Here is an 11,680-nt window from a genome sequence, read left to right on the forward strand (position 1 = left end):
GCAGATCGTGAAACCGTAACGTTGACCGGCCGGATGCAAGCTGGTATGTCGTTATTGAACAACTGTTCATTAAACCGGCAAGGGAGGCCCCGGATGTTCACCGCAACAATGCAATTTGATCTGGGCGAAGATGTGAATGCCCTGCGCGATATGGTGCATCGCTGGGCGCAGGAGCGGGTCAAACCGATGGCCGCCGAGATCGATTCCTCGAACGCGTTTCCGAATGATCTGTGGACGGAAATGGGGGAACTGGGCCTGCTGGGCATTACCGTACCCGAGGAATACGGCGGAGCCGGAATGTCCTATCTGGCGCACACGGTCGCGGTCGAGGAAATCGCTCGCGCGTCCGCTTCGGTGTCTTTGTCTTACGGCGCCCATTCGAACCTGTGTGTGAACCAGATCAAGCTGAACGGCAACGCCGAGCAGAAACAGAAATACCTGCCACGCCTGATTTCCGGTGAGCATGTCGGCGCGTTGGCGATGTCCGAACCTTCGGCCGGATCCGATGTAGTGTCGATGAAGCTGCGGGCCGAGAAACGGAACGATCATTATCGGCTGAATGGCAACAAATACTGGATCACCAACGGCCCGGATGCCGATACGCTGGTTGTCTACGCCAAGACTGATCCGGACGCAGGGTCCAAGGGCATCACCGCCTTTCTGATCGAAAAGGAGATGACCGGGTTTTCGACCTCACCCCATTTCGACAAGCTGGGGATGCGCGGGTCGAATACCGCCGAACTGATCTTCGAAGATGTCGAAGTGCCCTTCGAGAATGTTCTGGGCGAGGAGGGCAAAGGCGTTTCGGTGCTGATGTCCGGGTTGGATTACGAACGCGTCGTTCTTGCGGGGATTGGAACCGGTATCATGGCGGCCTGTCTGGATGAGGTCATGCCTTATCTGGCCGAGCGCAAGCAGTTTGGCAAACCAATCGGTACCTTTCAGCTGATGCAGGGCAAGATCGCCGATATGTACACCGCGATGAACTCGGCCAGAGCTTATATCTACGAGGTCGCAAAGGCCTGTGACCGGGGCGACGTGACCCGTCAGGACGCGGCGGCTTGCTGCCTCTATGCGTCGGAGCAGGCCATGACGCAGGCTCATCAGGCGGTTCAGGCAATGGGCGGGGCCGGGTTCCTGTCCGACGCTGCGGTCAGTCGCATCTTCCGGGATGCAAAGCTGATGGAGATTGGTGCCGGGACCAGCGAAATCCGTCGGATGCTGATCGGGCGCGAAATGATGAACAAGATGCTCTGAGATAATTCGCCCCGCAGGCCAGTGGACCAGCGGGGCGGGATTGCGAACGGATCAGAAGCGATGGACGTAGGACACACCGACCAGCCACGGATCGATTTCGGCTTTGCCGATTTTGGCGCCGTCCAGCGTGACGTCCGAGTCGATGTCGAACCAGCGCACGTTCAGCCGCACCGAGCCTTGTTCGGTGACCATGTAGTCCAGGCCGGCCTGCAGCGAGACGCCAAGGGAATTGTCGATGTCGAGATCGCCCAAGGCGGACTTTTCGTCAAAGAAGATCGTGTAGTTCAGACCGGCACCAACATAGGGCTTCCAGGCGCTGTTGGTCGGGAAGTGATAGTTCAAGGACAGGGTCGGCGGCAGTTGCTTGGTGCTGGCGGCATCAATGCCACCCAGCGTGATGGTGTGGCTGAACGGGGTTGCGGCCAGAAGTTCGATACCAAGATTGTCGCGGACGAAGTACTCGGCGGTAAAGATCGGGCGGGTGCTGGACCCGACTTCGGCATCCAGCGTGGCCAGAGTGCCATTGTCGGATTTCGGGTCGAGGTAGCCGACACCGATACCCACGGTCCAGTCCCCTTGCGATTGTGCAAAAGCCGGCGCGGCCAGCGCAACCAGTGCAGTAGACAAGGTCAAAGCGGCGAGTTTCTTGGTCATATTCATGCCTTTGGTTATGTTGATAAGGCTGTGGTGCCGGATCAAAGGCTGGCGGACTCTGATCTGAGTCAAATCCGTGTCGAAATGCCAAATGAGGTAGCGGCGGTAAAGCGCAGTAAAACAATGGAAAAAACCCATGCGTCCCACTGAGGTCATACCGGGTTTGCGCGCCGATCACAGCTGGGATTGTCCGGCGCAATTGAACATGGCCCGGCAGTGCTTGGCGCAGGCCCCGGACAAATTGGCGTTGCTGGATCTGACCGGTGAAGAACCCTCATCCGTGACATACGGGGAACTCAGCGCTCTGGCGGATGGTTTGGCACGGGCGCTGTTGCGCAGGGTGCGGACCGGGGACAGGGTTGGTGTGTTGCTGGGGCAGTCTGTCTGGTGCGCTGCGGCACATCTGGCAATCTGGAAAATCGGTGCCATTTCAGTGCCGCTGTTCAAGCTGTTCCGCCGCGATGCTCTGTCTTCGCGAGTCGGGGATTCCGGGGCGCGGATTGTGCTGACCGACGCCGAAGGGGCCGCGCTGCTGGGCGATCTGGCCGAACCTTTGCTGGCACACCAGATCGGAGAACCAGGTGATCCGGTGCCTTTTGCCGACACGGGCCCCGACGACCCTGCGGTTTTGATCTATACGTCTGGTACAACAGGGACTCCGAAAGGGGCTTTGCACGGGCATCGGGTGCTGACCGGCCATCTGCCGGGCGTGTCGATCAGCCACAACCATCTGCGGGACGGTGATTGCCTTTGGACACCTGCGGACTGGGCTTGGATTGGCGGACTGTTCGACGTGTTGATGCCGGGGTTGGCATTGGGAATTCCGGTGGTTGCCGCGCGGCTCGAGAAGTTTTCGCCCGAAGGGTGCGCCGACGTGATTTCGCGGGGTGGAGTACGGAACGTCTTCTTCCCGCCGACCGCGCTGCGGATGCTGAAAGCGGCAGATCAGAGCATTCCCGGCCTGCGCTCTGTCGCCTCGGGAGGAGAGCCTTTGGGCGCGGAAATGTTGGCCTGGGGGGAAAAGGCGTTTGGCCTGACCATCAACGAATTCTACGGTCAGACCGAATGCAACATGGTCGTGTCTTCCTGCGCCGAGGACTATCCGGTGCGTCCCGGATGCATCGGCAAACCGGTGCCGGGGCATGAGGTCGCGGTGATTGACGAGTATGGTGTTCCGACGGACGAGGAAGGCGACGTAGCGATCAGGCAGGGGTCTGCCTCAATGATGCTGGAGTATTGGAACCGGCCCCAGGCCACGACCGAGAAGTTTCGCGGCGATTGGCTGATCACTGGCGACCGCGGCGTGTGGGAGGGGGAATACCTGCGTTTTGTCGGCCGCGAAGATGACGTGATCACTTCGGCTGGCTACCGCATTGGCCCCGCCGAGATCGAAGACTGCCTGCTGACCCATCCGGCGGTAGCGACCGTGGGCGTAGTCGGCAAGCCTGACCCGCTGCGGACCGAGATCGTCAAGGCTTATGTCGTGCTGAAACCCGGCGCCGAGGCGTCGGGGGCCGAGTTGCAGGATTGGGTCAAAGACCGTCTGGCGCATTACTCCTATCCGCGCGAGGTGGCGTTTTTGGAAGAATTGCCAATGACGGTGACGGGGAAGGTTATTCGGAAAGAGTTGAAGCACTTGGCTGCAGAGGAAACAAACAATTGATTGGGCTTTTTCGACGACTGGCTGGCCTAAAGTGCCCGAATTGTTGTGAACCGCTTCCGCTATGGGTGTCTTGGATGCTTGCGGGGAGTGTTGATATTGTTGAAGGCCATATGCCCGCAGGTAAATGCGCGAAATGTAACAGCATTCTAAGAGTTAGGCTTGGTAACGCGCTGAGCTTTTTCTTGGTTTCACTTATCTTGATGTTTGTCCCGATTTTCTTCCTAATTTCGCAGGGAATACTAGACGTGCTAGCAGACAGTATAACGTCAATGGCACCTTTCGTTTCATCGGGCGTCGCCAAATTCATTCCCTTTCTGATTAATGTGTTCCTTGTTGCAATGCCGCTGAGTAATCAAATGCTGAAATTAGAGGTCAAGGTATGAAACTCACATCCAAAGCCATGCCCACCTCCGAGGGCTTCAAACAAAACCGCGCTGCTCATCTCGAGGCATTGGCACAAATCTCCGCTGCTGCGGAAGCGGCCCGTATGGGGGGCGGTGAAAAGTCCCGTGCACGCCATGAATCTCGGGGGAAGATGCTGCCGCGCCGCCGGGTGGCGAACTTGCTCGATCCGGGCTCTCCTTTCCTTGAAATCGGTGCAACGGCGGCCCATGGGATGTACGGAGATGCCGCGCCGTCTGCCGGGGCCATTGCGGGCATTGGCCGGGTGCAGAGGCGCGAGGTCATGGTGGTGTGTAACGACGCCACCGTGAAGGGCGGCACCTACTACCCGATGACGGTCAAGAAACACCTTCGCGCGCAGGAGATCGCCGAGGAAAATCATCTGCCCTGCATCTATCTGGTCGACAGTGGCGGCGCGAACCTGCCCAATCAGGATGAGGTCTTTCCCGACCGCGACCACTTTGGTCGCATCTTCTACAATCAGGCGCGGATGAGCGCGAAGGGGATCCCTCAGATTGCGGTGGTCATGGGGTCGTGCACGGCGGGTGGCGCCTATGTGCCTGCGATGTCGGACGTAACGATCATCGTGAAAGAGCAGGGGACAATCTTTCTGGCCGGACCGCCTCTGGTCAAGGCCGCAACGGGTGAGGTGGTCAGTTCCGAGGATCTGGGCGGTGGTGACGTTCATACCCGCCTGTCCGGCGTAGCCGACTATTTGGCCGAGGATGATGCCCATGCGCTGGCGCTGGCGCGCCGGGCCGTCGCATCGCTGAACCTGCGCAAGCCGCAGACCGTGGATTGGGCGAACCCGGAGGACCCCGCTTATGATCCTGAAGAGATTCTGGGGGTGGTCCCCGCCGATCTGCGCACGCCCTATGACATCCGCGAGGTAATCGCGCGGCTGGTGGATGGCTCGCGCTTTGACGAGTTCAAACCGCGGTTCGGGGAAACGCTGGTGACTGGGTTCGCCCATGTCAAAGGCTGCCCCGTCGGGATCATCGCCAATAACGGCGTGCTGTTTTCAGAGGCAGCCCAGAAGGGTGCGCATTTCGTTGAACTCTGTTCACAACGCAAAATCCCTCTGGTTTTCCTGCAAAACATCACCGGCTTCATGGTCGGGCGGAAATACGAGAACGAAGGCATCGCACGGCACGGGGCCAAGATGGTGACTGCCGTCGCGACGACCTCGGTGCCGAAGATCACGATGCTTGTCGGTGGCTCGTTCGGGGCAGGCAACTATGGCATGGCGGGCCGCGCCTACCAGCCACGCTTCCTTTGGACCTGGCCGAACTCGCGCATCTCGGTCATGGGTGGCGAACAGGCGGCGGGTGTTCTGGCCACGGTCAAGCGCGACGGGATCGAACGGCAGGGCGGCACATGGTCGGCTGAAGAAGAAGCGGAATTCAAGCGGCCCACGCTGGACATGTTCGAGGAGCAGTCGCATCCGCTCTATGCCTCGGCGCGGTTGTGGGACGACGGCATCATCGACCCGCGCAAAAGCCGCGATGTGCTGGCCCTCTCGCTGAGCGCTGCGTTGAATGCCCCGATCGAGGAGACGCGTTTCGGCGTGTTCAGGATGTGATGGCAGAGAAGTTTCTGCGAAAATTCTTGGGAAGAAATCCTTCGTCGAGGGATTTTTGTTCAGAGAGGAACTGGGCTTGTGTTCACTAAAATTCTGATTGCCAACCGGGGTGAGATTGCCTGTCGAGTGATGGAAACCGCGCAAAAGCTGGGGGTTTCTTGCGTTGCCGTCTATTCGGACGCCGATATCGGGTCCAAGCACGTCCAGATGGCCGATGAGGCTGTGCATATCGGTGGCGCGGCCCCTGCTGACAGCTACCTTAAAGGGAACGTGATCATCGAGGCGGCGTTAAAGACCGGCGCGCAAGCGATCCATCCCGGCTATGGGTTCTTGTCCGAAAACCCCGATTTCGTGGATGCAGTCGAAGCTGCCGGTCTGACGTTCATAGGACCGTCCGCCGATGCGATCCGCAAGATGGGATTGAAGGATGCCGCGAAGGTTCTGATGGAGGAGGCCGGTGTGCCGGTTGTTCCCGGCTATCACGGCGAAAACCAGGACCCGGAACACCTTGCCGGGGCTGCGGATACCATTGGCTACCCGGTTCTGATCAAAGCGGTTGCCGGCGGCGGCGGCAAAGGCATGCGGCTGGTCGAAAAGCCGCAGGATTTCGACGCCGCGCTGGACAGCGCGCGCAGCGAGGCGCGGACGGCGTTTGGCAATGACGCGGTTCTGGTCGAGAAATTCGTCGCCAAACCCCGCCATATCGAAGTGCAGGTGTTCGGTGACGGAACCCATGCCGTGCATTTGTTCGAAAGGGACTGCTCGTTACAGCGGCGCCATCAGAAGGTCATCGAGGAAGCGCCAGCGCCGGGGATGACGTCCGAGATGCGCGAGGCGATGGGGCTGGCAGGTGTCCGGGCCGCCGAGGCGATCGGCTACAAGGGCGCAGGGACCGTTGAGTTCATTGTAGATGCCTCGGAGGGGCTGCGCCCGGACCGGTTCTGGTTCATGGAAATGAACACACGGTTGCAGGTTGAACATCCCGTGACAGAAGCGATCACTGGCGTTGATCTGGTCGAATGGCAATTGCGGGTCGCGTCCGGGGAAAAGCTGCCCGCCGGTCAAGAAGATCTGTCGATCAGCGGGCATGCCTTCGAGGCGCGGCTTTACGCCGAAGACGTACCAAAAGGGTTTCTGCCCGCGACCGGACAGCTTTCTCATCTTCGGTTTCCAGATGATTGCCGCGCCGACAGTGGTGTGCGTGCCGGTGACATAATCAGCCCGTGGTACGATCCGATGATTGCCAAGGTCATCGTACATGGACCAACCCGATCGGCGGCGCTGGAGCAATTGCACCGTGCGTTGCAGCAAACCGAGGTCGCTGGAACGGTCACGAACCTTGCATTTCTGGGCGCGCTGACACGGCATGCAGGATTTGCAGCAGGAGACGTCGATACGGGGTTGATTGGCCGGGAGTTGCCGGGGCTGACTTCGGAAACAGAACCCTCTGCCGGACATTCCGTGGCCGCCGCTATGGCGGCCCTGGGCCTTGTAAACACGGATCACGAGACCGGTTTCACGCTGTGGGAGCCGCTGCGTCGTGCGGTTCACCTGCTGCACCGGGGCGATGTTATCGATCTGGACGTGCAGGTCGATGGGCGTGACCGGCAACTGTGGTATGTAAACCAGAAACAGATCGAGGCACGGCGGCGCGATGGCCTCTGGCGTCTGGACGGTCAGCCCATGCCTCGCGTTGCCATCAACGGAGCCGTTATCACGGTTTTTGACGATTACGGCCACGCGTTTGAACTGATCGATCCGCTGGATCGCGATACCACAGCATCCGGCAACACAAACGTGATCGAGGCGCCCATGCCCGGTCTGGTCAAGGCCGTGTTCGCCGAGGCTGGTCAGTCCGTATCGGAGGGCGACCGCTTGGCCATTCTGGAAGCGATGAAAATGGAGCACGCCTTGCTGGCCGCACGTGACGGCATCGTTGCCGAAGTTCTGGCCGCTCCCGGATCGCAGGTCGAAGCCGGCGCCGCGCTTGTTCGGCTGGAAGAGGAGTAGCCTATCCCTGTGATGCATCGCATGTCATTGTCGGGGCAGGTTCAGCCGTTGATCGGAACAACACAGGAGAGGCGCAGGAATGGGTGACAGAGTCGAAATCTTTGAGGTCGGGCCCCGGGACGGTCTGCAGAATGAACAGCGTCAGATCCCCGTGGCCGAGAAAGTGGCGCTGGTGAATCGCCTGAGCGATGCCGGCTTCAATCGCATCGAAGTTGCGAGTTTTGTATCACCGAAATGGGTGCCGCAAATGGCAGACAGTGCAGCGGTTTTGGCAGGCATTACCCGCGCGGCTGGCGTCCGCTACGCTGCCTTGACGCCGAATATGCGCGGCTATGAGGATGCTATTGCCGCACATGCTGACGAAATCGCCATATTCGCGTCGGCATCCGAAGGGTTTTCGAAGGCAAACATCAATGCGTCTATTGCGGAATCCATCGCGCGGTTCGAACCGATTCTGGAGGAAGCGCGCCATATCGACCTGCCGGTGCGCGGGTATATTTCCTGCGTGACCGACTGCCCCTATGACGGACCGACAGCGCCGGAGAAAGTCGCCGAAGTGGCAGATGTGCTGTTTTCGCACGGCTGCTATGAGATTTCATTGGGCGATACCATCGGGCAGGGCACGCCCGACAAGATCGCGCGCATGATCCTTGCTGTTCGCGAGCAGGTGCCGGTCACAAGATTGGCGGGGCATTTTCATGACACGAATGGCCGGGCGATGGATAATATCGATGCCGCTCTGGCACTCGGGGTGCGTGTCTTCGATACGGCGGTCGGCGGTTTGGGCGGCTGCCCATACGCGCCGGAGGCGGCGGGGAACGTGGCGACCGAGGCGGTTGCGGCGCATCTTGAACGGTTGGGCTATGACACGGGTCTGGACGCCGCGATCCTGCAAGAAGCGGCAGAGATGGCCCGTTCGATGCGGGGCACCTGAGTGCCGGTTTTGATGTGTCTGTCAGGTTTGCCGGGTGTTGGCAAAACGACAATTGCCCGAATGGTTGCGGAGCGGACAGGCGCGTTGTGGCTTTGGATTGATCAGATCGAAACCGCCATGCAGTCGTCGCATATGAAGGTCGATGATCTTGCAGATGGCGGCTATGCCGCAGCACAAGCCGTTGCCACTGGTGCCTTGCAGCAGGGGTTTGATGTGATAGCCGATTGTGTGAACCCGATCAGCCTGACGCGAAACGCTTGGCGCAGTGTTTCGGAGAGAGCCCGGGCGCGGCATCTTGATGTGGAATTCTGGTGCTCAGACAAGACCGAACATCGAAAACGTGTCGAAAAGCGCGTGGTCGAGTTGCGCAATTGGTCACCGCCGACCTGGCAGGCTGTTGAGATGCGCAGATACGACCCGTTTCCAAATCCCGATATCAGGATCGACACAGCGCAGACAGATCCGGCCGAGGCGGCGACCTTGTTGGCGGCTGCGATCCGTGAAGACCCACAGGAGAAAAACGATGTTTGAAACGATCGATATTGCAGTTGATCAGCGTGGTGTCGCCAGGTTGACCCTGAACCGACCCGAAAAGCACAACGCCATGTCGGCGCAAATGATTTCGGAACTGACCAACGCGGCAGCGGCGCTGGGCAAGGATGAAAACGTGCGCGTGGTTGTTCTGACCGGGGCAGGAAAGAGCTTTTGCGCCGGGGGCGACCTTGGTTGGATGCAGGACCAGATGGCAGCGGATCCCGCCACACGGTTCACCGAAGCACGCAAGCTGGCCGAAATGCTGAACGCCCTGAATACCCTGCCCAAGCCGTTGATTGGCGCCTTGCAAGGCAACGCGTTCGGGGGCGGTGTGGGCATGGCGGCCGTCTGCGACATTGCGATCGGTGTGAACAGCCTGAAGATGGGCCTGACGGAAACCCGCCTAGGTCTGATCCCGGCAACGATCGGGCCATACGTCGTTGCTCGCATGGGCGAAGCGCGAGCGCGCCGTGTCTTTATGTCCGCGCGCCTTTTTGATGCGAGCGAGGCGGTGGAGCTTGGGCTGCTGGCTGAGACTGTGCCCGCCGAAGGTTTGGAGGACGCGGTGGAAGCCCATGTGGAACCTTATCTGTCCTGCGCGCCCGGGGCCGTATCGTCCGCCAAAAGCCTTGTTCAGGCGTTGGGCCCGAAAATCGACGATGCCGTGATTGATCAAACGATCAACGCCCTGGTCCAAAGGTGGGAAACACAAGAGGCGCAAGAGGGAATCAGTGCGTTCTTCGAGAAACGAAAACCTGCATGGAATAGTAAGGTTTAGCAGCATCTTCCCGTTTGTTGGATAAAGCGAAATCCGGGCGGTGTATCGGGGTCAGGCATGCAGATTAATACGGCATTCGCCGCCTGTGCTTGGTTGACCCTCTGACCCCGCGCGGATAGAGAATGTCCAGTCAACACGCCAATTGACGGCGCGCCCGGGACCGGACGCGCAGGAAAGGAGCCACTCGTGGAAGAGCTGTTGCGGGAGTATCTCCCGATCCTGGTGTTTCTGGCCGTCGCCGTAGGCCTTGGAATAGTCCTTATTCTTGCGGCTGTGGTGCTTGCTGTTCGCAATCCTGATCCTGAAAAAGTCAGCGCATATGAATGTGGCTTCAATGCCTTCGACGATGCGCGGATGAAATTCGACGTCCGATTCTACCTGGTCTCGATTCTCTTCATCATCTTCGATCTGGAAATCGCCTTCCTGTTCCCCTGGGCCGTGGGCTTCCGCGACATTAGCGATGTGGGTTTCTGGTCCATGATGGTATTCTTGGCGGTGCTGACGATCGGCTTTGCCTATGAATGGAAGAAGGGGGCCCTGGAATGGGAGTGATGACGGGCTCAAACACCGCTGGCGTCGACAAGGAAGTCGCCACCCAGGCCCTGAATGCCGAGCTGCAGGACAAGGGCTTCCTGCTGACCTCGAGCGAAGACATCATCAACTGGGCGCGTACCGGGTCGCTGCACTGGATGACATTCGGTCTGGCCTGCTGCGCGGTTGAGATGATGCACACCTCGATGCCGCGCTACGATGCCGAACGGTTTGGCATTGCTCCGCGCGCCTCTCCGCGTCAGTCCGACGTGATGATCGTCGCGGGGACGCTGACCAACAAGATGGCACCGGCGCTGCGCAAGGTGTATGACCAGATGCCGGAACCGCGTTACGTTATCTCGATGGGGTCCTGCGCCAATGGCGGTGGGTACTATCACTATTCCTATTCTGTTGTTCGCGGCTGTGACCGGATTGTTCCTGTGGACATCTACGTACCGGGCTGCCCTCCGACGGCTGAGGCCCTGCTTTACGGTCTGATGCAGTTGCAGCGCAAAATCCGCCGCACCGGCACCATCGTACGCTGAGGAGAGAGCTGATGAGCGAAGCACTCAAAGAACTCGGCGCACAGTTGGAACTGAAGCGGGCCGATTGCGTTTTGTCCTGGGATGTCACCCACGGCGAGCTGAACGTTGATGTGGCCCCGTCGAACCTTGTGGAATTTGTCGAATTCCTGACGTCCGATCCGAACTGCAAGTTTTCGACGTTGGTGGACATCACCGGTGTGGACTACCCGGAACGGGCCAAGCGCTTCGACGTGGTGTACCACTTCCTGTCGATGTACCAGAATCAGCGCATCCGCCTGCGGGTCTCGATCCGCGAGGAAGACATGGTGCCCTCGATCGTGGGCGTTCACCCCTCGGCCAATTGGTTCGAGCGCGAGGTGTTCGACATGTTCGGCATCCTGTTCTCGGGCCACCCGGACCTGCGGCGTATCCTGACCGACTATGGCTTCCGCGGCTATCCGCTGCGCAAGGATTTTCCGACCACCGGCTATACCGAGGTACGGTACGACGAGGCGCAGAAGCGCGTGGTCTACGAACCCGTGTCGCTGGTTCAGGAATATCGTCAATTCGATTTCATGTCCCCATGGGAAGGTGCGAACTACATTCTGCCAGGGGACGAAAAACAGGAGACGTAATCATGGAGTTCTTGATCTGGATTATCGTGGTGGTTGCAACGGTCATTCCGATGACCAAGCTGTTGCCGCATTTCGGGATCAACAAGAACTGGGCGTTTGCTTGCGTGATTTCGCCAGTGGTCATTGTCCTTTTGTGGATGATGGCCATGAAGCTGCAAGAGATGGAGCGACGCTGA

12 protein-coding genes are annotated in these 11,680 nt (G+C 59.3%); 11 read left to right on the plus strand and 1 reads right to left on the minus strand.

Annotated elements, in window-relative coordinates; all coding sequences use genetic code 11:
- Window positions 1-93 precede the first annotated feature (93 nt).
- Window positions 94-1,257: an isovaleryl-CoA dehydrogenase gene (locus ACR0CG_RS12375; protein ID WP_480525216.1), complete on the plus strand. Its 1,164-nt coding sequence runs from the start codon at window positions 94-96 to the stop codon at window positions 1,255-1,257.
- 51 nt (window positions 1,258-1,308) lie between these two features.
- Here ACR0CG_RS12375 and ACR0CG_RS12380 read toward each other — a convergent pair whose 3' ends face one another.
- Complete coding sequence (locus ACR0CG_RS12380) at window positions 1,309-1,911, minus strand: OmpW/AlkL family protein (protein WP_480525218.1); 603 nt, start codon at window positions 1,909-1,911, stop codon at window positions 1,309-1,311.
- Window positions 1,912-2,047: 136 nt separating this feature from the next.
- Between ACR0CG_RS12380 and ACR0CG_RS12385 the strand changes: the two genes are divergently transcribed.
- The 10 genes from ACR0CG_RS12385 to ACR0CG_RS12430 all read left to right on the plus strand — a co-directional run bounded on the left by ACR0CG_RS12385 (window position 2,048) and on the right by ACR0CG_RS12430 (window position 11,680).
- The gene (locus ACR0CG_RS12385) at window positions 2,048-3,574 is read left to right on the plus strand and encodes an AMP-binding protein (RefSeq protein ID WP_480525220.1); all 1,527 of its coding nucleotides are present in this window, start codon (window positions 2,048-2,050) and stop codon (window positions 3,572-3,574) included.
- A 379-nt stretch (window positions 3,575-3,953) separates the two neighbouring features.
- Window positions 3,954-5,558: a carboxyl transferase domain-containing protein gene (locus ACR0CG_RS12390; protein WP_480525222.1), complete on the plus strand. Its 1,605-nt coding sequence runs from the start codon at window positions 3,954-3,956 to the stop codon at window positions 5,556-5,558.
- 78 nt (window positions 5,559-5,636) lie between these two features.
- On the plus strand, window positions 5,637-7,568 hold the full coding sequence (locus ACR0CG_RS12395) for an acetyl/propionyl/methylcrotonyl-CoA carboxylase subunit alpha (protein WP_480525224.1): 1,932 nt from the start codon (window positions 5,637-5,639) through the stop codon (window positions 7,566-7,568).
- A 79-nt stretch (window positions 7,569-7,647) separates the two neighbouring features.
- Entirely contained in the window at window positions 7,648-8,502 is an 855-nt protein-coding gene (locus ACR0CG_RS12400) for a hydroxymethylglutaryl-CoA lyase (protein WP_480525226.1), read from the plus strand.
- On the plus strand, window positions 8,503-9,033 hold the full coding sequence (locus tag ACR0CG_RS12405; protein WP_480525228.1) for a P-loop nucleotide/nucleoside kinase family protein: 531 nt from the start codon (window positions 8,503-8,505) through the stop codon (window positions 9,031-9,033).
- The gene (locus ACR0CG_RS12410; protein ID WP_480525229.1) at window positions 9,026-9,814 is read left to right on the plus strand and encodes a crotonase/enoyl-CoA hydratase family protein; all 789 of its coding nucleotides are present in this window, start codon (window positions 9,026-9,028) and stop codon (window positions 9,812-9,814) included. Before ACR0CG_RS12405 ends, ACR0CG_RS12410 begins: the two co-directional genes overlap by 8 nt.
- Before the next feature lie 186 nt (window positions 9,815-10,000).
- Window positions 10,001-10,366 (plus strand): NADH-quinone oxidoreductase subunit A, encoded by a 366-nt coding sequence (locus ACR0CG_RS12415; RefSeq protein WP_170615352.1) that lies wholly within the window; start codon window positions 10,001-10,003, stop codon window positions 10,364-10,366.
- Window positions 10,357-10,890, plus strand: coding sequence for a NuoB/complex I 20 kDa subunit family protein (locus tag ACR0CG_RS12420; RefSeq protein WP_480525231.1), 534 nt, complete (start codon window positions 10,357-10,359; stop codon window positions 10,888-10,890). The genes ACR0CG_RS12415 and ACR0CG_RS12420 overlap by 10 nt, the downstream gene beginning before the upstream one ends.
- A gap of 11 nt (window positions 10,891-10,901) precedes the next feature.
- Window positions 10,902-11,504 carry an NADH-quinone oxidoreductase subunit C gene (locus tag ACR0CG_RS12425; protein ID WP_480525233.1) on the plus strand — a complete coding sequence of 201 codons (603 nt, stop codon included), beginning with the start codon at window positions 10,902-10,904 and terminating at the stop codon, window positions 11,502-11,504.
- A gap of 2 nt (window positions 11,505-11,506) precedes the next feature.
- Window positions 11,507-11,680, plus strand: a complete 174-nt coding sequence (locus ACR0CG_RS12430; RefSeq protein WP_170615358.1) for a hypothetical protein — start codon at window positions 11,507-11,509, stop codon at window positions 11,678-11,680.

The sequence above is a fragment of the Ruegeria sp. AB8 genome (genome assembly GCF_056542605.1).